Source organism: Roseovarius sp. CAU 1744 (assembly GCF_039839345.1).
Taxonomy (GTDB): Bacteria; Pseudomonadota; Alphaproteobacteria; order Rhodobacterales; family Rhodobacteraceae; genus Roseovarius.
In genome coordinates, this window is the sequence record NZ_JBDOQV010000001.1 from 374,625 (window position 1) to 399,654 (window position 25,030).

A 25,030-nucleotide genomic window follows, 5' to 3' on the forward strand; every position below is an offset into this window, starting at 1 on the left:
AAGGCTGCGGGAATGCGCCAGAACAGTCGCAGACGTTGTCTCAGGCCCTGCCCTCGAAATCCCTGTGCACCATCTTGCAGTCGCAATAGGGGCATTCGACCCAGCCGGTGTCCGTCGGAATCTGCAGCCAGACGCGCGGGTGGCCAAGCGCACCCTCGCCGCCGTCGCAGGCGACCCGGTAGCTTTCCACGATCTTGATCTCAGGGGCCTCGGTCGTCATCGGGGCGTTTCCTTTTGGCTGCGATTGATCTAGTTGCATTTATGAGCGATCCGAAAGGCGGGGGCAAGAGCGGCAATGGGAACCAATGCCATCGAAATCCGCGGGCTGGTGAAAACCTATGGCGGCCGCCGGGGAAGCCCGGAGAAACACGCGCTGAAGGGCGTCGATCTGGATGTTCCGCAAGGGGCGGTCTTTGGTTTGCTGGGGCCGAACGGTGCCGGGAAATCGACGCTGATCAACATCCTCGCAGGGCTGGTCATCAAGACATCCGGGCAAGTCACGATCTGGGGCTTCGACCAGGATGTGAACCCGCGCCAGTCGCGCGCGGCGATCGGCGTCATGCCGCAGGAGCTGAACCTGGATCCGTTCTTCTCTCCGCGCGGCGCGCTCGAGGTGCAGGCGGGGCTCTATGGCGTGCCGAAATCGCAGCGACGCAGCGATGAGATCCTGGCGCTGGTCGGGCTGGAGGACAAGGCGCAGGCCTATGCCCGCACGCTGAGCGGCGGGATGCGGCGGCGGCTGCTGCTGGGCAAGGCGCTGGTGCACATGCCGCATGTGCTGGTGCTGGATGAACCCACGGCAGGGGTCGATATCGAGCTGCGCCAGATGCTGTGGGACAATATCCGCAGGCTGAATGCGCAAGGGATGACCATCATCCTGACCACCCATTACCTGGAAGAGGCCGAGGAGATGTGCGACGAGATCGCCATCATTAACCACGGCGAACTGGTCGCGTGCGACAGCACCGCCAACCTGTTGGGGCGGCTCGATACCCGCACGATGATCATCACCCCCGAGGAGCCGGTGACGGGCCTGCCTGAACAGGACGGGATCGAGGTCACGACCCGGCTGGACGGGGCACTGGCGATCACCTATCAATCGGGGACGACCCCGGCCGAGACGGTGTTGGAGGCGGTGCGCCACGCGGGTATTCGCATCCGCGATGTCAAGACCGAGCAGGCCGATCTGCAGGACGTGTTCCTTGATCTGACCCGAAGCCGCTGACGCCGCCGGTTCCGAAAGGCGCGCCTGCGGCGCAAGACCCCTGACCGCGTTCGGGCCACGCAGGCCTTGAGGGGCGCTGCCCCTCAAACTCCCCCTCCGCCCGGACGGCAGCCGGCCGGGTAAATGGGCCGCCCCGGCGCGATCGGGAGCAGCGGGACCGGGCCAAAGATGCTATGGAATCGGCTAGACCGTATTCACACCGGAGGAACCCATGAGCCTCGGCCCCCTGTTTCGCGCACTGGCGGATGCCTTCGACGGCCCTCTGGAGATCGAGCTTCAGGCCCGCGCCGCCCTGCTGTCGGCGGACACGTCTGCCGCCGGGCCGGCCGCCGCCATCGACCTGCCTGGCCCGTTTCTCGAGGTGATGGCGCGTCCCGAGGCCCACCCGGTCTGCCGGGTGATTGCCGGTGTGCCGTTGCCCTGGGCGCCGCCGCAGACCTCGCCGGATCCCGATTATGTCGCCCACAGTCTGCCGAAACGGCATGTCGAATTGCTGGGGCCGGACGGGTTGGTCGGCTCGGATACCGTACGCCTCGGTCTTTACGGGATTCTGCCCCGGGCGGAATACGGGATCCGCACCCACCCGGCCGAGGAAGTCTTTGTGATGCTGGCAGGTGAAGCCTACTGGAAGCGGGGCGGCGATGACTACGCGCTGCTTGGTCCGGGACAGAGGGCGCATCACCCGTCGATGATGCCGCACGCAACCCGGACAAGACGCTCGGCGTTCCTCTCTGCCTATGTCTGGTGCGGGGATGTGTCGACGGAACACTATGTCTACGCGGGGCGCGGGTAGGACCGGGCTGACCGGTGCGTATGGGGGCTTACGGATCCCGCGGATCCCGCTGCGCCTTGATCAGCGCCTCGATTTCGCTCAGCCGGGTCAGCACCTCGTCACGGTAGGTGTCGGTGCGCGCGTTATCCTCTTCGTGATGGGCGTCCTGCATCGAGTTCACGATCAGGCCCACCAGCAGGTTCACCACCGCGAAGGTTGTGATCATGATGAAGGGGACGAAGAACATCCAGGCGTGGGGGTAGACCTCCATCACCGGGCGCACGATACCCATCGACCAGCTTTCCAGCGTCATGATCTGGAACAGCGAATAGCCCGACCGACCCAGCGTGCCGAACCAGTCGGGAAAGGACGCGCCGAAGAGTTTCGTGGCCATGACCGCGCCGATGTAGAAGATCACCCCCATCAGCAGGAATACCGATCCCATGCCCGGCAGGGCGTTGACCAGCCCCTCGACGACGCGGCGCAACGAGGGCGCGACCGAGACCACGCGCAGCAGGCGCAGGATACGCAGCGCCCGCAGCACGCTCAGCCCCTGGGTCGCGGGAATCAGCGAGATTGCCACGATCACGAAATCGAAGATGTTCCAGCCCCGGCGGAAGAAATCGAAACCGCGGGCGAACAGCTTGAGTGTGATCTCGATGACGAAAACACCCAGGCAGAGCCTGTCCAGCAGCAGGATCAGCGGCCCGGCCTGCGCCATCACCCTGTCCGAGGTTTCGAGCCCCAGAATGACGGCGTTGAACAGGATCACGATCAGAATGAAATTCCGTACCGCGGAGCGGTCAAGGAGTGCGCCGGTGCGCGCGCGCAGGGAGGGGGAGAACGTGCTATCGTAACTCATGCCCGCGGATATGGGGAGAGCAGCTCCCGGCGGCAAGGTGGTATTTTCGATGGCGCGCGATTTGTTGCCAGCGCGTTACGCAACCCGGCAGAGCCAGCGGCGGCGTCTGCGAAACCGCGAGCGGGCCGTGATGGCATATGTCAGCCCGACCGGCCCCAAGAGACGCTCAGCGCAGCCAGCCCAGCCCGTCCGCTGTCCGGCCGCGCGGGATATACTCGCCGCTCACGTGACCGTCGTAACCTTCGGCGTCGAGTTGGTCAAAAAAGGCAGGGTAGTCGATGACCGCGTCCGAGGGTTCATGCCGGCCTTCGGGGTCCGCGACCTGGATATGGACAGCATGGTTGCGGCAGACATCCCATGTCTTCGGCATGTCTCCGGTGATCTTGTGGGCATGGTAGGTATCGAATTGCAGGCCCAGGTTGGGGGCGTTGACCGCATCCAGAACCTCCAGCGCAAGGCCGAAATCGTCCAGGAAATAGCCAGGCATATCCCCGGTATTGATCGGCTCGATCGTCACCTGCTGTTTTGGCGCGTGGTCCGTGGCCCATTTCAGATTGTCGACGAAGGCCACGCGCGCGGCCTCTCCTTCGGCGGGGCCTGCCATCACGTGAATGAATTTCGATTTCAACGCCTTGGCATATCTCAGGGCCCGTTTGAAATCATGCCTGAACCGGTCCTCGCCACCCGGCACTGCGGCGAACCCCCGCGCGCCGCCGGTCCAGTTTGGCGGCGGCGTGTTGATCAGGATCAGTGTCAGCCGGTTGGCCTGCAGCGCCTGTGCGATCTCGTGGCCCGGTTCGTCATAGGGAAACAGCAGCTCGACCGCGTCGAACCCGGCTTCGCGGGCCGCGGCGAAACGTTCCATGAACGGATATTCCCGAAACAGCATCGACAGGTTTGCCGCGAATTTCGGCACCGCCTAGTAGCTCTCGACCCAGGGGCGCAGGGTCAGTTCGTCGCTCCAGGCCGAGCGGTCCTGCTCGATCACGCCCAGATAGGCGCGGGCGATCGCGTCAGGACACAACATGCTGTCGGGCCTGTCGGCGGGTTCCTCGCGGCCCGGGTTGCGGATCGCCCCGTCGATATTGACCCAGGCCACGTGAATGCCCTTGGGGTGCAATTCCCGCGCCATCGCCTGCGCCAACCCGCGCTGCGCGAATTTTCCCATGGCAAAGGACGCCGAATTGGCAAAGCCCTTGACCCCGGCCGAGGCACCGGTGAACAGGATCGTGCCGCGCACGTCGCCGTCATTCTGCAGCATGGCCCGGGCGGCCGCGCGCCCGGCGAGGAACGCGCCGAAGGCCGTGACCTCGACCGCCTTGCGCACGGCCTCGGGGTCCAGCTCTGCGATCGGGCCGCGCACCCGCGCCGACGGGTTGTAGATGACCACCCGCGGCGTGGCCGCCAACCCGTCGAACAGCGCGTCGACCGCCTCGGGGTCGGCGGCATCCGCCGCCACCGTTCCGGCACCGACCTGCGCCGCGAGATCCTTGATCTTTGCAACATTTCGTGCCGCCAAGACCAGGTCGTAGCCGGCACCGGACAGCACCCGCGCCAGCGATGCCGACAGCCCGTCGCCCACGCCGATGATAACCGCCATTGGTTTGCTCATGCCTGTCAGACCTCCTTCATTTCTTCGGACGGGGCCAGGCGAAAGAACGTGCCACCCGACCAGACCCCGAACCATCCTTCGTGGTGTTTTCCTATCTCGACCAACCGGTAGAAACTCTTGCGGTCGATCAGCGCCTCGAGCCCGGCGCGCACCATGACATAGGGTGATGGTTCACCCGTTCCAGCATCGCGCACGACGCGAATGGGCTTGTCCGAGTCTGCTGTGGTGAAATCCCCGACGTTGGTCTCGAATACCAGTTGCTGCGCCTCTCCCTCGCCGGCGGTTTCGAAATCCACCGCGACGAACGGCGCGTCCTCTACCGTGATGCCCACCTTCTCGACCGGTGTGACCAGGAAATAATCGTCACCCTCACGCTTCAGAATGGTGGAAAACAGCCGCACCAGCGCCGGCCGGTTAATCGGGGTGCCCAGGTAGTACCAGGTGCCATCCCGCGCAATCCGCATGTCCAGATCACCGCAGAACGGCGGATTCCACAAATGTACGGGCGGTAACCCCTTGTTTTCAGGCGCCGCCGCCCGGACTGATGCTTCTATGCCTTCTGCTGACGGTGTTGTGAGGTTTTTGTTGCTCATTGCTTTTGCCATTTCCGCCCATAGCTATACACTCTAACAAAAGAATATAAGCACAACAGGAGTTTTGCCATGAGTGACGACGCCGATCTGCTGGCTGGTATCGAAGTGCTTGAGGACAAGCTGGCGCAGGCGCGGGCGTCGATCACGCGGCGTTTCATCGGGCAGGAAAGAGTGGTTGACCTGTCGCTTTCGGCGCTCTTGTGTGGCGGTCACGGCCTGCTGATCGGCCTGCCGGGGCTGGGAAAGACACGGCTGGTGGAAACGCTGAGCACGGTCATGGGGCTTGACGGCAACCGCATCCAGTTCACGCCTGACCTGATGCCCGCCGATATTCTGGGTTCCGAAGTGCTGGAAACCGGCAATGACGGCAGCCGCGCGTTCAAATTCATCCCCGGCCCGATCTTCTGCCAACTCCTCATGGCGGATGAGATCAACCGCGCCAGCCCGCGTACCCAGTCGGCGCTGCTGCAGGCGATGCAGGAACGCCAGGTAACCGTTGCCGGGCAGGATCGCCCGCTGACCCCGCCGTTCCACGTTCTGGCCACGCAGAACCCGATCGAACAGGAGGGCACCTATCCGCTGCCCGAGGCGCAGCTGGACCGTTTCCTGGTGCAGATCGACGTGCCGCACCCCGACCGCGACACCGAGCGCGATATCCTTCTGGCAACGACCGGTGCCACCGAGGATGAGGCGCATCAGGTCTTTACCGCCGCCGAACTGATCGAGGCGCAGGCGCTCTTGCGCCGGATGCCGGTGGGCGAACAGGTGATGGAAACCATTCTTGATCTTGTTCGCGCCTTCCGTCCCGAAGACAGCACCGCCTCGGAGACCGTGCGCAATTCGGTCGCCTGGGGCCCGGGGCCGCGCGCCGCGCAGGCGCTGATGCTGACCGTGCGGGCGCGGGCGATGTTGCAGGGCCGTCTGGTGCCGGATGTCGATGACGTTGCCGCGATGGCGCAACCGGTCCTTTCCCACCGCATGGCGCTGAATTTCGCGGCACGGGCGCGGGGCGACACGTTGAGCAGCCTGATCAACACGACGGTTGAATCGATCACCCGGAGCGAGGCCGCCGCGTGATCCAGGCCGCTCCCCTCCGCAGCCGGGCCGAGGCCGAAGCCGCGCGTTTACCGCCGCTGCTGGCGCGGGCCGAGCATCTTGCCGGCACGGTACTGCTGGGGGAACACGGGCGTCGGCGCGCCGGTCTGGGCGATGATTTTTGGCAATACCGCCCGGTGCAGCCGGGGGATTCGCGCCGCACGATCGACTGGCGCCGGTCCGCCCGCAGCGACATGCAGTTCGTGCGGCAGCGCGAATGGCAGATCGCGCAGAGCGTGATGCTCTGGGTCGATGATGCCGCGTCGATGCGCTTTGCCTCCGATGACAAGCTGCCGCAGAAGATCGACCGCGCCCGGCTGCTGGCGCTGGCAACATCGATCCTGCTGGTCCGCGCGGGCGAACGGGTGGGCATGACCGGCCAATCGCTGCCTCCGGGCCGTGGAGAGCCGCAGGTCAGGCGGCTGGCCAAGGCATTGGGGCGCGATGGCGATGATGATTATGCCGTCCCCGATACCAGCGGGTTGATGGCCCACGGAAGGGCGCTGTTCATCTCGGATTTTCTGGCCGATATCGCGCCGATCCGCGCGGCGCTGACCGAATCCGCCGACCGCGGCATCCAGGGCATATTGTTGCAGGTGCTGGACCCGGCGGAAGAGGTTTTCCCCTATCGCGGGCGCACGATATTCGAAAGCGTGGGCGGCACGCTGGCGCATGAGACGCTCAAGGCCAACGAATTGCGTGACCGCTATCTTGAACGGCTGGCCGTCCGCAAGGACGAACTGGCGGCGCTGTGCCTGGCGACCGGCTGGCAGTATCACTGCCACCATACTTCGGACAGCGCCCAAGCGGCGCTATTGTGGCTTTACGGGGCGTTCGAAAGGGGGCAGTTCGGATGATACTTGGTCCGATCGGTTTTACCGCGCCCTGGCTGCTGCTGGCGCTTGCGGCCCTGCCGATCCTCTGGCTGATCCTGCGCGCGGTGCCTCCCGCGCCGGTGCGGCGGCTGTTTCCCGGCGTTGTCCTGCTCCTGGGGTTGCGCGACGATGACAGCGTCACCGACCGGACGCCCTGGTGGCTTTTGCTGCTGCGCATGCTGGCGGTGGCCGCGATCATCATCGGCCTGGCCGGGCCGGTGCTGAACCCCGAGGATAAATCGGCTGAATCCGAGACCGGCCCGCTGCTGATCGCGCTGGACGCCAGTTGGGCCAGCGCCCGCGATTGGCCGGCGCAAAGGGACTTGCTGGATTCGATGCTGGCCGAGGCAGGCCGGCAGGCGCGGCCGGTGGCGATGCTGCGCCTGAGCGAACCGGAAGTGCCGGTTTTCCAGTCGGCCGAAGCCTGGCGCAGCCGATTGACCGGGCTGGAACCCCGCCCCTGGACGGTCACGCCCGAGATGACGCAGACCATCATCGACCAGCTCGGCGACGACCGGTTCGAAACGCGCTGGTTTTCCGATGGGCTGGCCCATCAGGGGCGCGGCAGCCTGCTTGAGGCCTTTGAAGACCGCGGCCCGGTGAGCATCTATGAAAGCGCGCGACCGGTGTTGGCGCTTGCGCCCGCCGAGATAACCGACGGGCTTATCAGGCTGACCGCGCATCGTGCCAGCGCAGGTGCTGCACGCGATATCATCATCGAGGCGCATGGCCGCGACCCGTCCGGCGTTCTGCGGGTTCTTGCCAGCCTGCCGCTGCAATTCGCGCAAGGTGAGCTGTCGGCGCAAGGTGATCTTGCGCTCCCGGCCGAGCTGCGCGCCCGCCTGACCCATTTCGAGATCGCCGGACAGAACCATGCCGGGGCCACAAGCCTGACCGATGACAGCCTCAAACGCCGCGAGGTGGCGCTGATCGCGGGGCGCGAAGACCGTGAAGGGCTCGAACTGCTGTCACCGCTGCACTATCTCGAACAGGCGCTGCAACCGACCGCCGATATCCTGAGCGGCGCGCTGATGGACGTGCTGCCGGCCAATCCGGACGTGATCGTGCTGGCCGATGTGGCAACCCTGTCCGGGGCCGAGCAGGCGGCGCTGCTGGAATGGACGAACAAGGGCGGGATGCTGTTGCGCTTTGCCGGGCCGCGGCTGGCGGCGAGCGATGTGTCGCGCGATACCGAGGCGCCCTTGATGCCCGTGCGGCTGCGGGTCGGCGGGCGTATGGTGGGTGGCGCGATGAGCTGGGGTGAACCCAAGGCGCTGGCCCCCTTTGCCGAGGACAGCCCGTTTCACCGCCTGCCGATCCCCGCCGATGTGACCGTCAGCGCGCAGGTCATGGCCCAGCCCGACCCGACCCTGGCCGACCGCGTGATCGCGCAGCTGACCGATGGCACGCCGCTGGTCACCCGCAAGCGCATCGGCGAAGGACAGGTGGTGTTGTTTCACGTCACCGCCAATGCCGAATGGTCTTCGCTGCCGCTGTCGGGCCTTTTCGTGCAGATGCTGGAGCGGCTGGCGGTTTCCTCTGCCCTGACCGCGCCCGATGCGACCGATCTCGAAGGCACGATCTGGACCCCGGTGCAGGTGCTCGACGGGTTCGGCGCGCTGGCCGATGCGGGAACGTTGCCGGGCATTCCGGGCGATCGGCTGGTGGCAGACGCCCTTGGCCCCGAACTGCGCCCCGGGCTCTATGACGGGCCGGACCGGCGCCTGGCCCGCAATGTCATCGCCGCCGAAACCGCTCTGACCCGGGCCAGCTGGCCCGCACATATCCCCGTCACCGGCCTGATCCGCCCCGCCGAAGCGCCGCTTGGCGGCTGGCTGCTTGCCCTGTCGCTGGTGTTGCTGACGGCAGATATTCTGGCCTCGCTGGCGCTCTCCGGCCGGCTTTTGCCTGCCCGCGCGACGCTTGTGATCCTGGCAGGGCTGCTGTTGGCACCCGAACCCGGCCAGGCCCAGGACGACAAGACCTTGCTGGCCACGACCGAGGTCGTGCTGGCCCATGTCCTGACCGGGAACACCAGTGTGGACGAGGCCGCCCGTGCCGGGCTTTTCGGGCTGGGCCAGACGCTCTATTTCCGAACCTCTGTCGAACCGGCGGATCCGATCGGCATCGACCTGGAGAGTGATGAGCTGGCGTTTTACCCGCTGCTTTACTGGCCGGTCACCCCGGATCAGCCGACCCCCTCGGCCGAGGCCTATGCAAGGCTCAACACCTATCTGCGCACTGGCGGCATGATCCTGTTCGACACGCGCGATGCGAATGTCGCGGGCTTCGGCGCCTCGTCGCCCAACGGAACCAAGCTCAAGGAACTGGCCGCGCCGCTGGACATCCCGCCACTGGAAAGGCTGCCCGAGGATCACGTACTGACCCGCACCTTCTACCTGCTGCAGGATTTCCCGGGCCGCCACACGGGCCGGTCCGTCTGGGTCGAGGCCGCGCCGCCGGATGCGGAAAAGATCGAAGGCATGCCGTTCCGCAACCTCAATGACGGGGTGACGCCGGTGGTGATCGGTGGCAATGACTGGGCGGCGGCCTGGGCGATGGATGAACGGCTGAATCCGGTCTATCCGGTGGGCCGCGGTTTTGCCGGCGAAAGGCAGCGCGAACTGGCTTACCGCTTTGGCGTGAACCTGGTGATGCACGTCCTGACCGGCAATTACAAATCCGACCAGGTGCACGTGCCTGCGCTGTTGCAAAGGCTGGGCCAATGACCGCGACCATCGTCTTTGATCCGCTTCTGCCGGTCTGGCTGATTGTTGCGCTGTCGGGCATGGTGCTGGCCGGTATGGCGCTGGCACTTTGGCGCGGGCTTTCAGGCTGGGCGCTTCGTGCGCTGGCGGGGATCGTGGTCCTGGCCGCGCTTCTGGGGCCGGTCTATCAACAGGAAGACCGCGAACCGCTCAACGATATCGTCCTGCTGGTCGAGGATGAAAGCGCCAGTCAGCAGCTTTCGGACCGGGCGGCACAGACGGCATCCGCCGCCGATGCCCTTGCCGCGCGGCTTGCCGCCCGTGACAATACCGAAGTGCGCCGCATCGCCGTTGCCGATGGCGAAGACAATACCGGAACGCAGCTGATGTCGGCGCTGTCCGAGGCGATGGCACAAGAACCCCGCGGGCGCATCGCCGGGGCAATCCTGCTGTCGGACGGGCGCCTGCACGATCTGGATCGCGCGCCCGAGATGCCTGCGCCGCTGCATCTGCTGCATACCGGGCGCGAATCCGACTGGGACCGCCGGCTGACGATCCGCAACGCGCCGGCCTTTGCCATTCTGGACGAAGAGGTCACGATGACCCTGACGATCGAGGATCTGGGCGCCGCGCCCGCCGGGCTGGCATCAGTCCCGATCGACGTGTCGGTCGATGGCGAGGCGCCGCAGCGGTTCAACGTGGCGCTGGGCGAAGAGATCACCCTGCCCGTCGTGCTGCCCCATGGCGGGCGCAACGTGCTGCAATTCTCTACCCCTGCCGTCCCCGGCGAACTGACCGACCGCAACAATACCGCGCTGGTTCAGATCAACGGCGTGCGCGACCGTCTGCGCGTGCTCCTTGTCTCGGGCGAGCCGCATCCGGGCGGGCGGACCTGGCGCAACCTGCTGAAATCCGACAGTTCGGTCGACCTGGTGCATTTCACCATCCTGCGCCCGCCCGAGAAACAGGATGGCGCCCCGGTGCGGGAGCTGTCGCTGATCGCCTTCCCGACGCGCGAGCTGTTTCTGGAAAAGATCGACGATTTCGACCTGATCATCTTTGACCGCTACAAGCGGCGCGGGATCCTGCCGTCGATCTACCTGGACAATGTGCGCAACTATGTCGAAAACGGCGGCGCGATGCTGATCGCCGCCGGGCCGGATTTTGCCAGCGCCGACAGCATCTACCGCACCCCGATCGAGGCAATCGTGCCGGGCCGGCCCACCGCCCGGGTGCTGGAGGAGGGCTTTCTGCCCCAAGTCACCGACCTGGGCCTGCGCCACCCGGTCACCGCCGGGCTGCAACCGGAGGAAGGCAGCGAATGGGGCCGCTGGATGCGCCAGATCGAGCTGACCGATACCGGCGGGCAGGTGGTCATGTCCGGCGCCGATGCACGGCCGTTGCTGATCCTCGACCGGGTGGGCGAAGGGCGCGTGGCGCTGCTGGCGTCCGATCACGCCTGGCTCTGGCATCGCGGGTTCGAGGGCGGCGGGCCGCAGCTTGAACTGCTGCGCCGCCTGGCCCATTGGATGATGAAAGAGCCGGAACTGGAGGAAGAGGCGCTTTGGGCCGAGGCCACCGGCCAGACCATGCGCATCATCCGCAGATCATTGTCCGAAGACGTGGGCGAGGTGAGCATCGAGACACCGTCGGGCGAGGTATCCGCGCTGCCGCTGCAAGAGGTCTCACCCGGCCGCCACGAGGTGCTCTATGACGGGCCGGAGATCGGGCTCTATCGCTTGTCCAACGGCGATCAGTCGGCGGTGATCGGCCTTGGCCCGGCCGCCCCCGTCGAGTTCGAGGAAACCATCGCCACGGCCGATATTCTGATGCCCCTGATCGACCCGACCAATGGCGGCGCCAAGGCGCTGTCGGATGGTATTCCGCGGATTCGCGCGGTGCGCACAGGACGCCCCGCCGCGGGCCGCGACTGGATCGGGATCACCCCGCGCGGCGCATATGAAACCCGGTCCGTCACGCAACTGCCGCTGATGCCCGCCTGGCTGGTCCTGCTGATGGCATCGGCCCTGATCCTGGCCGGATGGCTCAGGGAAGGGCGGCAGTAGGTCGGCGGTATTGACGAACGCCCGAATGTTTCGCCTGCGCCCGGCAATCGTGGCGGCATTGCTGGTACCGTCACTACCAGCCTGACAGGTGAGCCCGCCCGCCGGTCTTTCAGGCATTTACGGGCAGGCCAGGCCCCGTTCCTACGTCATCGCGGAAGTCCGGTTACGCCCCTGCATCAGGCCATTCGGCCTGACAAAGAACTGTTACCAAGATTATCCCGGCATGAATCCGGTTCGTTACATTCGTTTTATAGCCGTGGCGCGGGGCACATGCTTTGACCCGTTCACGGCACTGAAATTCAGGTTTGTTTGAGCGTTAAGCGAAGTGTTGATGGCCCCGCCGATCGATCCGTTCGGATCAGGAAATTCTGCTCTGGGGGCACTACATGACTTTTACTCTTCAAATCCTTCACGCGTCCGATCTCGAAGGCGGGCTTGAGGCTATCGAAAACGCCCCGAACTTCGCAGCGGTGGTCGATGCGCTGGAAGCCGATGCCGCAGCTTCGGGCATCGCGTCGGTCCTGCTTTCGGCCGGCGACAACTATATCCCCGGTCCGTTCTTCAACGCAGGCGGGGATTTCGGCCTGTCGTCGCTTTACGAAGGGTTCTACAACCAGCAATTCAACCTGATCGACCCCACGGTGCTTGACCCGGCGGCCGATACCAATGGCGATGGTTTCTTCGATAACTCCGAAATCGAGGCCCAGATCGCGGGCGGCATCGTCACCTTCGATCAGGTCTATACCACGGATGTGAACGGCGACGGGTTCAAGGATTACTTCGAAGAGATTGATACCGCCTCGGGACGGCTGGATATCGCGATCATGAACGCGCTGGGCTTTGATGCCTCGGCCATCGGCAACCACGAATTCGATGCCGGAACGGACGTGTTCGAAAACATCATCAACTATGACAGCGAAGAGGGTAATTCGCTGTCGACCGGCCGGTATGGCAATATCAACTTCCTGCAAGAGGTCGACACGCCCGGCGCGCAGTTCCCCTATCTCAGCGCCAACTTGGATTTCTCGGGCGATTTCGACATCGGCCCGCTGTTTACCGGTGACATCCTGCCCAACACAGATTTCGCATCCGACCTGCTGAGCGCCCGTGACGATGCCGCGGACCCGACCATTGTCGGCAGCGATTCGAATGACAGCAAGATCGCGCAGGCCACGGTTATCGAGGCCGGTGGCGAACAGATCGGTGTGGTCGGTGCCACGACGCAGCTTCTGGCGTCGATTTCATCGCCCGGCGCGGTCGACGACGTGTCGAATCCCGGCGTCAATGACATGGCGGCCCTGGCCGCAACGCTTCAGCCGGTCATCGACGACCTGATCGACGGCGCCGACAACATCCTTGGTACCGCCGACGACATCAACAAGGTCGTGCTGGTCAGCCATCTCCAGCAATTCGCGCTGGAGCAGGAGCTGGCATCGAACCTGCGGGGCGTCGATGTGATCATCGCGGGCGGATCTGATACCCGCTCGGCGGACAGCCAGGACCGGCTGCGTCCGGGCGATACCGCCGATCAGCCTTATCCGAGCATAGTCAACGACCTGGACGGGAACCCCACGGCCATTGTCTCGACCGATGGCGAATACAGCTATGTCGGCCGCCTCGTCGTGGAATTCGACGACAACGGCGTGCTGCTGCCCGGCTCGATTGACGAGAACGTTTCAGGCGCCTTCGCGACCGATGAACAGGGCGTGCTGGACGTGACCGGCGCGGCGACGCTGGCTGATGCGCTTGCGGCATCTGAGAAGGCCGCAAATGTCCAGAACCTGACCGAAGCGGTGACGGGCGTGGTGACGGCGCTTGATGGCGACATTGCCGGCGAGGTCGGCGTCTTCCTGAACGGCAGCCGCGAATCCGTGCGCACCCAGGAAACGAATTTCGGCAACCTTACCGCCGATGCCAACCTGGCCGCCGCGCAGGCCATTGACGGTGAGGTGCTGATCTCGCTCAAGAACGGCGGCGGCATCCGCGCCTCGATCGGGGAATTGACCGATAACGGCGACGGCACCACCACCCTGCTGCCCCCGGCGGCAAACCCGGTATCGGGCAAAGAGGCGGGCGAGGTTTCGGAGCTGGACATCGACAACGCCTTGCGGTTCGACAACGGGCTCGTCACGGTCGAGCTGACTCCCGAAGAGCTGAAGATCATCCTCGAGCACGGTGTGGCCGCAACCGCGGATGGTGCGACCCCGGGGCAGTTTCCGCAGGTGGGCGGGCTGCGCTTTTCCTTCGATCCGGACGACACCGCGCAGGTGCTCAACCCCGATGGCAGCGTCCAGACCGCGGGCGAGCGGATCAAGAACGTGGTGCTGATCGACGAAAACGGCACGGCCACGCAGCAGATCATCAAGGACGGACAGGTCGCCGACGGGGCGCCGGCATCGATCAAGGTCGTGACGCTGAACTTCCTGGCAGGGGGCGGCGATGGCTATCCGTTCGCCAGTTTCTCGGGCGCGACCGATCTGAATATCGGCGAACAGAAGGCCCTGTCGGACTACCTGACCGACAACTTCCCCAAAGACGGGCCGGATGCCTTTGACGCGGCGGATACGCCGATTGGCGAGGACACCCGGATCCAGAACCTGTCCGAACGCGCCGACACGGTCAATGTACCGATCGCCTCGGGTGAGCTGGCCTTCAGCGTCTATGCCGAATTTACCGGCGAAGGCGGTGAAGGCGCATCCGAAGTCGTGGCCCATGAAGACGGCAAGCTGTTTGTCACCAATGGCGAACTGGGCCGTATCGACATCTTCACGCTGCCCCAGACGGATGCACCTGCCGAGTTTATCGACCTGACCACGCTGGACGGGTTCGACGGCGTACAGTCGGTGGCTGTCAAGAATGGTGTTGTCGCCGTGGCGATCTCTCGGGAGGCGGTCGAAACCAGTATCTTCGGTCAAGAGATCGAACAATCGCAGCCCGGTTTCGTCGCCCTGTTCGACGCCCAGACCGGCGGCCTGCTGTCACGTGTCGATGTCGGCAACCTTCCCGATCAGCTGACCTTCAGCGCCGATGGCTCGCAATTGCTGGTCGCGGGCGAAGGTGAAAAGAACGACGACAGCGATCACGATGACAACCCGCTGGGCACCGTCGCGATCATCGACACCAACGACCCGCAAAACCCGGCGGCCAACATCCTTGATTTCACCGCCTTCAACGGGCTCGAGGATCTGGCGCGCGATGCCGGCATCCGCGTTCAGGAGGGTGTCAGCATCGGTGAGGATCTGGAACCCGAATACATCTCGATCAGCCCGGATGGCACCACGGCCTTCGTCTCGCTTCAGGAAAACAACGCGATCGCCAAGATCGACCTCAGCAGCGGGTCGGTCATTGACATCTTCTCGCTGGGCACGGTCGATTTCAGCAGCGACAGCGCGCTGGACCCGAATGATGACGGCGTGATCGGCATCCGTAATTTCGACAATCTGGTGGGCTTCCGCATGGCCGATGCCATCGCCAGCTTCGAGGTCAACGGCACGACATACATCGCCACGGCCAACGAAGGTGACAGCCGCGGCTTTGACGAGGACCGCGTCGGCGATCTGGTCGCGGACGGCAGGATCGACCCGTCTGTGGATACCACCGGGCTGGAACGGCTCGAAGTGTCTACCACCGATGGCGATACCGACGGAGACGGCGATATCGACGTGCTTCACACGTTCTCGTCGCGCTCCTTCTCGATCTTCGACGCGGACGGCAACCTGGTCTTCGACTCGGGCCCCGAATTCGAACAGATCATCGCCAACCTCGCGCCGGACCGGTTCAATGATGACGACGGCGACACCGACGGTGACGAGGACCGCTCGGACGCGAAAGGCCCCGAACCCGAGGCGATTGCCGTGGGCGAGGTCGATGGCAGCATGTTTGCCTTCATCGGGCTGGAGCGGGACAGCGGGATCATGATCTACGATATCACCGATCCGGCGAATTCGAGCTTCGTGAACTACATCCCGCCGAGATTCGAGGATACCACGCCCGATGGCGAGGTGGCGCGCCACGCGCCCGAGGTCATCACCTTTATCCCTGCCGAAGACAGCAATACCGGCAACGCGCAGATCGCCGTCGCCTACGAGGTGTCGGGCACGACGATCGTCTACGACCTGACGCCCGCCGTACCGACCGTGACCATCCCGGAAATTCAGGGCGCCGGTCACATTTCAGGCTATGACGGCCAAGAGGTGCGCACCACCGGTATCGTCACCGCGATCGACGGCGGCGGCTTCTACCTTCAGGATCCCGATGGCGATGGCGATGACGCCACATCCGATGCGATCTTTGTCTTCACCGGCTTCGGCGACAAGCCCGTCGCGGTAGGTGACGAGATCGACATCCGCGGGCTTGTGTCCGAGTTCATTCCCGGCGGCGCAGGCACCGGCAACCTGTCGACCACGCAGATCAGCAACGCGCAGATCGAGGTGGTCAGCAGCGGCAATGCCCTGCCCGAGGCGACCGTGATCGGCGCGGCCGGGCGTACCCCGCCCACCGAAACGGTGATCTCGGACGGGGAACTGCCGGTCAACCTGCAAACCTCGCCGGGCGAGTTCAACCCGGAAACTGACGGGATCGACTTCTACGAAAGCCTGGAGGGGATGCGGGTGACGGTGGACAACCCGGTTGCCATCTCGGCCACGAACGGGTTCGGCGAAAGCTGGGTGGTCGCCGATGACGGCGCGGGCGTCACCTCGCCAAGCGGCGGGCTGAACGATCGCGGCGGTCTGAACCTGAACGCCGATGCCGATGGCTATGGGGATGTGAACCCCGAGCGGATCCAGATCCAGTATGACAACGATCTGTTGCCCGATGGGTTCGCCGCGCCGGGCATCACCCTCGGCGATGATCTTTCCGACATCACCGGCGTGGTCGATTACGCCTTTGGCAATTACGAGATACGGGTGACCGAAGATTTCACGGTCGACACGCCAAGCGCGAACACCGCCGAGGTGACCGGCATTCAGGCGGCCGAGGATCGGCTGACCGTGGCCACCTACAACATCCTCAACGTCACTGCCGCCCCGGCGGATGGCGATGCGGCGCAGATCGCGCAACTGGCCGACCAGATCGCCAACAACCTGGGCGCGCCGGACATTCTGGCGCTGCAGGAGGTGCAGGATGACAGCGGTGTCGCCGATGACGGGACGCTGAGCGCCGATCAGACGCTTCAGGCGATCGTCGACGCGATCGAGGCGGCGGGCGGCCCGCGTTATGAATTTGTCAGTGCCGTGGTCGACGAAGACGGCGAAGGCGGTGGCGTTCCGGGCGGCAATATCCGCAACGCCTTCCTCTACAACCCCGAGCGGGTTGACGCCAAGGAGTTCACCACGCTCGAATCCGACGTGTTGGCCACGATGGGGGTCAGCAACCCGGATGCCTTCGACGGTTCGCGCGATCCGCTTCTGGGCGTGTTCGAGTTCAATGGCCAGGAGGTCACGCTGATCAACAACCACCTGAGCTCGCGGTTCGGCTCGACCCCGATCTTCGGCGGCCCGCAGCCCTTCGTTCAGGCCGGTGAGGCCGAGCGCGAAGCGCAGGCCAAGGCGCTGAACGAGGTGGTCGATGGGCTGCTTGCTGCGGATCCGGATGCCAAGATCTCGGTCCTGGGCGATCTCAACACCTTCGAGTTCACCGATGAACTGGCCGAGGATCTGCCCGGTACCGGCGCCGAGAAAATGCTGACCAACCTCATTGGCGAATTGCCGGGCGACGAGGCCTATACCTTTGTCTTCCAGGGCAACAGCCAGGTTTTGGATCACATCTTTGTCACCGATGGCCTGCTTGGGGATGCCGAGGTCGATATCGTCCATCTCAACAACGATTTCGTCAATTTTGCTTCGGATCACGAACCGGTCGTCGCCAGTTTCTTCATCGAGGAAGAGCCCGATCAGTTCCTGATTGGCACCCGCCGTGACGATCTGCTCGAAGGGGCGGGCGGGGATGACACCATGCTGGGCCTCAGCGGCGATGACACGCTGAACGGCGCCGATGGGCAGGACAAGCTCCTTGGTTTCCGCGGCGATGACGAGATCAACGCAGGTGACGGCGACGACTCGGTAGTTGCCGGCAGCGGCGATGACATGATCTTTGGCGGCGACGGCAATGATATCATCCGCGCAGGCGCCGGGGATGACATCGTTATCGGCGGCGAAGGCAATGACACGATGCTGGGCGGACAGGGTGTGGATGAGTTCATCTTCGACGGCACCTTCGGCGATGACCTCATCAGGGGCTTCAACGCGGATGAGGACGTGCTGACATTCCTCAATCTCGACGCGGCGGACCTGCAGGCGGTCAATGTCTCGGACGGCACCCTGATCACCGCGTCGGGCGACGCTACCGAAGGCAGTATCCTGCTGAAGGGTGTCTTCGACTACGACCCCGGGCTGGCTTTCGTCTGACCCGCGCCCAAGATTGCAACAGGGGCCGCCCGTGCGCGGGCGGTCCGTGACAGTGCTGAACGCAAGACCATCGCGCTGTGCTTCTGCCCGCGCCGCGCCATGATGCCCGTTTTCGTCATGCCGCCGCTGACGGGGTGCGCGGGCAGCGCACGCCCTCCCGGGCTTGCCAGCCATCCGCCCCTTTGCTTTAACGGTCCGGCCCACCCCTGCCGGAGCCGCCCCAATGGTCGATATCGCCACCCGCGTCCATAACCACAAATGGAAGATCGACCCGATCGTCCGCTCGCTGATCGACACCGATTTCTACAAGCTGTTGATGTGCCAGTCGATCTTCCGCAACAAGCCCGACACGCAGGTGACGTTCAGCCTCATCAACCGCACCAAGTCGATCCGCCTTGCCGATCTGGTGGACGAGGGTGAGTTGCGCGAACAGCTTGACCATATCCGCTCGCTCTCGCTCACCCGCGGGGAAAGCACCTGGATGCGCGGCAACACCTTCTACGGCAAGCGCCAGATGTTCACGCCCGAATTCATGGACTGGTTCGAAAAGCTGCGCCTGCCGCCCTATCACCTGGAAAAACATGACGGCCAGTACGAGCTGACCTTCGAAGGCGCGTGGCCCGAGGTCATGCTGTGGGAAATCCCCGCGCTCGCCGTGCTGATGGAACTCCGCTCGCGCGCCGTTCTCAACACCATGGACCGGTTCGAGTTGCAGGTGCTCTATGCCCGCGCCATGACCAAGCTTTGGGAAAAGGTCGAACGCCTGCGCGAGGTCGATGACCTCCGCATCGCCGATTTCGGCACGCGCAGGCGGCACTCGTTCCTCTGGCAGGACTGGTGCGTGCAGGCGATGGGCGAGGGGCTGGGCGAGAAATTCGTCGGCACCTCCAACTGCCTCATCGCCAAGAACCGCGATGTCGAGGCGATCGGCACCAACGCCCACGAACTGCCGATGGTCTACGCCGCGCTGGCCGACACCGACGCGGAACTGGCCCGCGCCCCCTATGACGTGCTGTCGGACTGGCACGAGGAGCATTCCGGCAACCTGCGCATCATCCTGCCCGACACCTACGGCACAAAAGGCTTCCTCGACCGCGCGCCCGACTGGCTGGCCGGCTGGACCGGCATCCGCATCGATTCAGGCGACCCGGCCGAGGGCGCCGAGATCGCCATCGACTGGTGGAAATCCCGCGGCGAGGACCCGAAGAAAAAGCTGGTGATCTTTTCCGACGGGCTGGGCGAGAAGAAGATCGCCGAGCTCCACGCCCAGTTCGCCCACCGCACGCGGGTTTCCTTCGGCTGGGGCACGCTGCTCACCAACGATTTCCGAGGCCTCGTCCCAGACGACGCCCTCGCACCGTTCTCATTGGTCTGCAAAGCCATCAGCGCCAATGGCCGACCGACCGTGAAACTGAGCGACAACCCCCGCAAAGCGATGGGCCCCGCCGACCAGATCGAACGGTATAAACGGGTGTTTGGCGTCGGAGAGCAGGAAGCGTTGGAGGTGGTGGTTTAGCCGGTTAAATTGGCCATATTTGTTTCAAACCTTAACCAAATGCGTTGTGCAGAGTCTTGAGAGCGGTTCGCCAATGCCTAGAAAAAAGGAATATAATTAGGCGGGCTGCAACATACCACTTATTGCCAATCAATAGCTTGGTTTTTCCGCAAAAAATCGTTTGGTAGCTTGGACGGAAGCGTTGTGGTTCGATTTTCAGAAAATCGCTGTGCATAAGAATCGCGTTCACATCAATGAACTTTGATCCTTCGACAGGTTTCCAGTTTTCAGGCTCATCGAAATAGCAGAATAGGCGCCTATATTTATTTTGTTTTCGCTCCGCCAAAATCGGTCTGACGTGAGTAGGGAAAATGTCCATCGATGGATTTTCAAAGCAACCAATTATGTAGGTGTTCTTTGGAATAAGCATATCTAGTAACAGGGTGTTTCGGGTTATAGTGAATAAGTTTCTCTGAAATGGGAGTAAGCGCGCCCATTAGTTTCGGGGACAGCAAGTAAGTGTTCGGAATAAGGACATTCGATACATCAGAAACTTCAACAGAAAAATTTTTTTGAAGCGCGAATTCGAGTGTCCAAAGATCTTGCCGGTTGCTATTCCTCATTGCGTCACAAACAAATCTAGGAACAAGTCCCTCAATGCTTCGGATGTATTTTCTAACGGGCTCGTGCGAGCTTAGTTTGGCCTTTTCCTCTAGCCTTAGCTTATCGCCAACACTTACGATCTTATGGAATTTCTCGAAGTCCAACTTCATTTCATCGGCGAAAAGCCTTGGAATTTGCGGAATGTAACCAGATGAAACACCGCCGCTGTCACCCACTGAACCGAAGGCAAAAGAATTAGAGTTCTTTGAAAGAAAATCGAGCTTTAGGATAGCTAGCATTGAACCTTCAGGTGATATCGGCATCTTGGGTGGTAAGCCGACATAAAAATATTCGTGTGAACCACTCGCTTCCGACTTAAAGCGCGCTGCTTCGGTTTGTCCAACCAGAAGGTTGAGTATTGTCGGACGGCTGTGGGAAAACAGCTTAGAAATGAACAAATTAAGCTTTACCCTTATTAAGATTACTCTGCCATGCGGCGTGGCTTGAGCCCAAAATTTCCAACAAGGCGTTGTGATACTTCCAGTAATCCAAATCGTTATTTGTTTGGTTTTCGGAAAGCAGAATTAGTTCGAGATCAAGTTCTGCTTTTAGATTTTGTAGGTCGCCCAATACTCTAACGTTTTGCGCATATCGATCGTTAAAACCAAATGTTGCGATAAGCTCATCGCTGAATGTTGCGATGGTCGTTGATGCCAAAGCCAGAAGCGTAAATGCGAACTTTAGGTTGTCTGGGAACTCCGCAAATGCCGACAGAGATACAAATGAAATCGAAGATACGCCGAACAAGATCCTAGCGAACTTCGAAAAGTTGAGATTTTTGCCGAGCCTATTGCGCTTCCTATCTGCGCTTCTAATTCGATCATCTATTCGTTGTTTCAGATTCTGAATTGCTTGATCATTCATGACGAATTTTTACTTTCAACTATTTTCAAGTTCGCAGTCGCTTTTTCCCTTAGTCTTAACACCCATGCAAGTCGGTTCCGACTCAGAAAGCATCAATCCTCGCCCTCAACCTTCCCGCGCAGCGCCTTCACCTCCCCCCGTACCTTTTTCGCTTTCAGCCGCCGTTTCTTTGACCCCAGAGTCGGTCGGGTCGGGATGCGGCGTTTGGGTTTCTCCAGCGCTTTGCGGATCAGTTCGGCCAGGCGCTCCCGCGCGATCTCGCGGTTGCGGGCTTGATGCCTCGTTTCGTCCACCTGGATCACCAGCGCGCCCTCCTTGGTCCAGCGTCTGCCCGCCAGACGCCTGAGTCGCCGTTTCACCGGGTCAGGCAGGTTGGGGGAACGCTCGGCCTCGAAGCGCAGCTCGACGGCGGAGCTGACCTTGTTCACGTTCTGCCCGCCGGGGCCGGAAGACCGGACAAACTGCTCGGTCAGTTCCCAGTCCTCGATGGTGATCTGATCGGTGATGTGCAGCACGGCGCCCGCGCCCCCTTGCGCGTGATCACGGAAATTCGAAAGGGCCGCCCATTTCGGAACGGCCCTCTAGAAGTCAGCGGAGGTGGGCCGGTTAGGCGCACCAATTCAAGTGGTCTTCAGCACCCAGGGGCTGCCCTAGGTCCGTCCCTCCTGAACTGTTCCGACACCTCTCCCCATTACCTCTATAGACATGGGCACCTCCTTTCTGCTGTTGAACTCACGGTCAGATTGACACAGATTCTGCGTTTGTCAAAACAAAATCATGTGGTGCGATTGGTTAACGACCCCACGATGATGCGGAAGGGCACAAGAGCAACAATCGCGATCGACAATTTCACCAGCCCGTCGGCCACGGCGAGCGAGATCCAGAGCGGCCCCACCGGCCCCACGCCCAGAAGCGGCAGCGCCTCGTTCGCCCAGGAGACATCGTTCGCGGGCTCCAGCCAGGTCAGCCCGGCGGAGAAGGCGATGGTGAAGAATAGCGCCGTGTCGATCGTGCCGGCGACCAGCGACGACACCGCCGGCGCCTGCCACCACGCGCGGTCGCGCAGGCGGTTGAAGATGGCGATGTCGATGAGCTGCGCGGCGAGGAAGGCAAGGCCCGAGCCGATGGCGATGCGCAGCGTCACCAGCGGCCCGAACTCTCCGACGATCTGGGTGCCGATGAACGAGCAGACCAGCCCGGTGACGAACCCAGCCAGCACCACCCTGCGCGCGGCCGCCTGGCCGTAGACGCGATTCATGATATCGGTCACCAGGAAGGCCAGCGGATAGGTGAACGCCCCCCAGGTCAGCCATTGGCCAAAGAGGAACTGCACCAGGATGTTCGAGGCCACGACGATGGCGGCCATGGCGATGATGCCGGGGAGGAGATGCGGTTTCATGGTGTCGGCCCGAGAGATGCAGTGCAAAAGACCGCCCGCATCTACAGGTTCGGCGCCCCGCTGACAAGCACGCGGATCAGTTCGATTGCAGAACCCCGACGCATTGCGCCGGCAGGTTTGCCATCGTCAGTTCCCGGCGCGGTTTGGGCTTGGGGGCGTTCGGGTCGGGCGGCGGCGGGTTGAGAATGTTGTTGACCCATTCCTGCGCGTCGTCGCAGCCATCCCCGGCCGGGGGCGGATCTTGCGCCACGCATCCCCCGGTGCCCGGAGGACAGTTCAGCCGCACGTGGAAGTGGTAGTGATGCCCCCACCACGGCCGGACCTTGCGCAGCCAGGCGCGGTCGCCCGTCTCATCATTGCACATCTGAACCTTGGCGCCGGGAAAGATAAAGATGCGCGCGGTGCGCGGATCCTGGGCCGCGGCCTTGATGATCTCGTGATGCTGGCGGGTCCAGCTGGAATTGGTATAGGCCCCCTTGGCGCGGCGCATGGAAATCGACGAGATATTCTCGCGCGCTGTCCGCGAAAGCGTCAGATCATCCGCCGGGCGCAGCCAGATGTCGATGTCCAGACCCACCTGGTGAGACCGGTGACCGCTCAGCATCGGGCCGCCGCGCGGCTGGCTGATATCGCCGACATAGAGCCCATTCCACCCGGGCTGCGCGGCGGCCTTGCGCGATAGTTTCTGAATGTAGTCGATGGCCTGCGGATGACCCCAGTTGCGGTTTCGGCTCAGGCGCATCGCTTGCCATGTGGGGCCGGTCTCGGGCAGTTGCACGCCGCCGGCCATGCAGCCCTTGGAATAGCCGCCGAAGGGGGCCGCGGTTTGCGCCGATGCGTTCGTCAGCTTGCCAAAGAGCTGCCGGGCCTCGATCCCTCTCATCGAGGCGGGGAGGTTTTGCGTGGAAATCGTCTTGACCTGTGCCGGAGGTTCGGGGGCCGATCCGCCGCATCCGGCCAGAAGCAGCGACAGGCCAACTATCTTGAAGAAACGGTCCATGTCTCGCTGTCTCCTTCTGCTCTGACCCAGCGTAACAGGAACAGCCCGATCAGGAAAAGGGCTATCAGCGGCGAAACCCCGATGCGCGCGCTCCCGCTCAGGGCGGTGATGGCGCCGATCAGGGCAGGGGCCATGAAGGCGGTTGCACGACCCGACAGACCATAGAGGCCAAAGCTTTCGGTGGGGGCCTTCGGGTCGGTATGGCGCACCATCAGCGACCGGCTGGCCGCCTGCAGAACGCCGCCCATGCCCCCGATCAGTGCGCCGCAGACAAAGAACACCGCATCCGGCACGCCGGAGCCTTCGGGCAGCGGAATACCGAAGATCTGCTGCCGATCCATCGACACGATCGTCAGGCAGACCAGGATCAGCACCCAGATCGACACGATAATGACAGGGCGCGGGCCAAACCGCTTGTCGGCCTGGCCGCCGATCCAGCTGAACGCCGCGGCGGAAATGGCGGCGATGATGCCGAAGACACCGATTGAAACCAGTTCCCAGTTCAAAACCAGCCGCGCATAGGTGCCGCCGAACCCATACAGGCCGTTCAGCGCATCGCGGTAGAACATTGACGAGCCCAGATATGCCGACAGGCTGAGCCGGTGCCGCAGGTTCTTGATGCTCTTGAACAAGAGCCCAAGCGCATCGCCGATCCCCTTGCCCCGCGGCGCGGTGCGGGTGTCACGGGTCCAGAGCAGGTAGGGCAGCATGAAGACCGCGAACCAAAGCGCCGTGAACGGGCCGACGAACCTTGTCCCCTCGTTCTGGCCGGCATCAAGGCCCAGCACGGGGCTGAGGCCGATGAGGGTACGGCCATTAGGCTGTTCGACGAAGAACAGCAGCATGACAATCAATGACAGGATTCCGCCAACATAGCCAAAGGCAAAACCCGAGCCGGAGATCTCGCCCACTTCGGCCTGGTTGCCGAGTGACGGCAGCTGGGCGTTGACGAAGACCAGCGCATATTCGGCCCCGATGAAGCCGATGCCGAACGCGATCAGCATCGGCCACATGGTCGACCCGTCGGGAAAGGTCCACCACAGCGCGCAGGCCCCGATCACATACATCCCCGAAAACCCGAAGATCCAGGGCATTCGCCGTCCCGCCGTATCCGCAAGCGCGCCCATGATCGGTGCGCCAAACCCGATGATCAGCCCAGTGACCGTCAGGCAAAGCGACCAGATGCTCTGTGCACGGGCATCGGCGGCTTGTTCGTTCAGGCCCGATGTCATGAAATATTCCGCCGCAACTCCGGCGAAATAGGGACCGAAGACAAAGGTCAGCAGCAGCGTGTGGAACGGCTGGGTGGCCCAGTCGAAAAAATACCAGCCCCAGATGCGTTTTCGTTGCGAAATCCCGGCCATCGCGTCCCTCTGTTCAGTGGCGCGATATGA

19 protein-coding genes are annotated in these 25,030 nt (G+C 63.1%); 8 read left to right on the plus strand and 11 right to left on the minus strand.

Going from position 1 to position 25,030, the window contains the following annotated elements; translation table 11 throughout:
- Positions 1 to 40: 40 nt before the first annotated feature.
- Positions 41 to 220: a zinc-finger domain-containing protein gene (locus AAFO92_RS01875; protein WP_347532849.1), complete on the minus strand. Its 180-nt coding sequence runs from the start codon at positions 218 to 220 to the stop codon at positions 41 to 43.
- 75 nt (positions 221 to 295) lie between these two features.
- On the opposite strand from AAFO92_RS01875, the gene AAFO92_RS01880 reads away from it, so the two are divergent.
- On the plus strand, positions 296 to 1,225 hold the full coding sequence (locus tag AAFO92_RS01880; protein ID WP_347532851.1) for an ABC transporter ATP-binding protein: 930 nt from the start codon (positions 296 to 298) through the stop codon (positions 1,223 to 1,225).
- A gap of 211 nt (positions 1,226 to 1,436) precedes the next feature.
- Positions 1,437 to 2,018 (plus strand): dimethylsulfonioproprionate lyase family protein, encoded by a 582-nt coding sequence (locus AAFO92_RS01885; RefSeq protein WP_347532852.1) that lies wholly within the window; start codon positions 1,437 to 1,439, stop codon positions 2,016 to 2,018.
- 28 nt (positions 2,019 to 2,046) lie between these two features.
- Here the strand turns inward: AAFO92_RS01885 and AAFO92_RS01890 are convergent, their stop codons facing one another.
- From AAFO92_RS01890 to AAFO92_RS01905, 4 genes are all read right to left on the minus strand, one after another.
- The gene (locus AAFO92_RS01890) at positions 2,047 to 2,859 is read right to left on the minus strand and encodes an ion transporter (protein WP_347532853.1); all 813 of its coding nucleotides are present in this window, start codon (positions 2,857 to 2,859) and stop codon (positions 2,047 to 2,049) included.
- A gap of 166 nt (positions 2,860 to 3,025) precedes the next feature.
- Complete coding sequence (locus AAFO92_RS01895; protein WP_347532855.1) at positions 3,026 to 3,775, minus strand: TIM barrel protein; 750 nt, start codon at positions 3,773 to 3,775, stop codon at positions 3,026 to 3,028.
- A 3-nt stretch (positions 3,776 to 3,778) separates the two neighbouring features.
- Complete coding sequence (locus tag AAFO92_RS01900) at positions 3,779 to 4,471, minus strand: SDR family NAD(P)-dependent oxidoreductase (protein ID WP_347532857.1); 693 nt, start codon at positions 4,469 to 4,471, stop codon at positions 3,779 to 3,781.
- Positions 4,472 to 4,476: 5 nt separating this feature from the next.
- On the minus strand, positions 4,477 to 5,064 hold the full coding sequence (locus tag AAFO92_RS01905) for a DUF1285 domain-containing protein (RefSeq protein ID WP_347532859.1): 588 nt from the start codon (positions 5,062 to 5,064) through the stop codon (positions 4,477 to 4,479).
- A gap of 69 nt (positions 5,065 to 5,133) precedes the next feature.
- On the opposite strand from AAFO92_RS01905, the gene AAFO92_RS01910 reads away from it, so the two are divergent.
- From AAFO92_RS01910 to pncB, 6 genes are all read left to right on the plus strand, one after another.
- Positions 5,134 to 6,141 (plus strand): MoxR family ATPase, encoded by a 1,008-nt coding sequence (locus AAFO92_RS01910; RefSeq protein ID WP_347532861.1) that lies wholly within the window; start codon positions 5,134 to 5,136, stop codon positions 6,139 to 6,141.
- A complete protein-coding gene (locus tag AAFO92_RS01915; protein WP_347532863.1) occupies positions 6,138 to 7,016 on the plus strand; it encodes a DUF58 domain-containing protein in 879 nt (292 codons plus the stop codon). Before AAFO92_RS01910 ends, AAFO92_RS01915 begins: the two co-directional genes overlap by 4 nt.
- Complete coding sequence (locus AAFO92_RS01920) at positions 7,013 to 9,763, plus strand: DUF4159 domain-containing protein (protein ID WP_347532864.1); 2,751 nt, start codon at positions 7,013 to 7,015, stop codon at positions 9,761 to 9,763. Before AAFO92_RS01915 ends, AAFO92_RS01920 begins: the two co-directional genes overlap by 4 nt.
- A complete protein-coding gene (locus AAFO92_RS01925) occupies positions 9,760 to 11,808 on the plus strand; it encodes a hypothetical protein (RefSeq protein WP_347532866.1) in 2,049 nt (682 codons plus the stop codon). Before AAFO92_RS01920 ends, AAFO92_RS01925 begins: the two co-directional genes overlap by 4 nt.
- A gap of 386 nt (positions 11,809 to 12,194) precedes the next feature.
- Entirely contained in the window at positions 12,195 to 18,215 is a 6,021-nt protein-coding gene (locus AAFO92_RS01930; RefSeq protein WP_347532868.1) for a choice-of-anchor I family protein, read from the plus strand.
- Between the two features lie 223 nt (positions 18,216 to 18,438).
- The gene (gene pncB, locus AAFO92_RS01935; protein ID WP_347532869.1) at positions 18,439 to 19,731 is read left to right on the plus strand and encodes a nicotinate phosphoribosyltransferase; all 1,293 of its coding nucleotides are present in this window, start codon (positions 18,439 to 18,441) and stop codon (positions 19,729 to 19,731) included.
- A 368-nt stretch (positions 19,732 to 20,099) separates the two neighbouring features.
- Here pncB and AAFO92_RS01940 read toward each other — a convergent pair whose 3' ends face one another.
- The 6 genes from AAFO92_RS01940 to AAFO92_RS01965 form a co-directional block, all read right to left on the minus strand.
- Positions 20,100 to 20,771, minus strand: a complete 672-nt coding sequence (locus AAFO92_RS01940) for a hypothetical protein (protein WP_347532871.1) — start codon at positions 20,769 to 20,771, stop codon at positions 20,100 to 20,102.
- 1 nt (position 20,772) lies between these two features.
- Positions 20,773 to 21,237 carry a hypothetical protein gene (locus AAFO92_RS01945; protein WP_347532873.1) on the minus strand — a complete coding sequence of 155 codons (465 nt, stop codon included), beginning with the start codon at positions 21,235 to 21,237 and terminating at the stop codon, positions 20,773 to 20,775.
- A gap of 92 nt (positions 21,238 to 21,329) precedes the next feature.
- Positions 21,330 to 21,752 (minus strand): alternative ribosome rescue aminoacyl-tRNA hydrolase ArfB, encoded by a 423-nt coding sequence (arfB, locus tag AAFO92_RS01950; protein WP_347532874.1) that lies wholly within the window; start codon positions 21,750 to 21,752, stop codon positions 21,330 to 21,332.
- 260 nt (positions 21,753 to 22,012) lie between these two features.
- Complete coding sequence (locus AAFO92_RS01955; RefSeq protein ID WP_347532875.1) at positions 22,013 to 22,636, minus strand: queuosine precursor transporter; 624 nt, start codon at positions 22,634 to 22,636, stop codon at positions 22,013 to 22,015.
- 76 nt (positions 22,637 to 22,712) lie between these two features.
- Positions 22,713 to 23,636, minus strand: coding sequence for a penicillin-insensitive murein endopeptidase (gene mepA, locus AAFO92_RS01960; RefSeq protein ID WP_347532876.1), 924 nt, complete (start codon positions 23,634 to 23,636; stop codon positions 22,713 to 22,715).
- Positions 23,615 to 25,000 (minus strand): MFS transporter, encoded by a 1,386-nt coding sequence (locus AAFO92_RS01965; RefSeq protein WP_347532877.1) that lies wholly within the window; start codon positions 24,998 to 25,000, stop codon positions 23,615 to 23,617. The genes mepA and AAFO92_RS01965 overlap by 22 nt, the downstream gene beginning before the upstream one ends.
- Positions 25,001 to 25,030 lie beyond the last annotated feature (30 nt).